The organism is Leifsonia sp. HAY1-4F, from assembly GCF_056755275.1.
Genome location: NZ_JBNDHX010000400.1, coordinates 1 through 257 on the forward strand (window position 1 = coordinate 1; position 257 = coordinate 257).

1 protein-coding gene is annotated in these 257 nt (G+C 65.4%); it reads right to left on the bottom strand.

Annotated elements, in window-relative coordinates:
* On the bottom strand, positions 1 to 257 hold a 257-nt coding region (locus ACPYOG_RS19960), incomplete at both ends, for an LLM class flavin-dependent oxidoreductase (RefSeq protein ID WP_481295845.1).

The following is a 257-nucleotide window of genomic DNA, read 5'->3' on the forward strand; positions in this document are numbered from 1 at the left end:
ACGCTCCAAGGCTTCCTCGCGGCTGTCCGCGACAACGGGCGAGATGGCCTGGTAGACGTAGATTTCGTCGGGATTCCGGCCGAATGCCGTCGCCTGAGCCCGGACGGACTCCCGGTACTGCCGGGCTTGCGGAATATCCGGATGGCTGGCGAAGAGGGCGTTGGCGAATCTCGCGCCCAGCTTTTGTCCAGGACCAGAGGTTCCCGCCTGGGCCAGTAAGGGGGAGTGCTGAGGCGACGGGCCGATGTTCAAGGGAC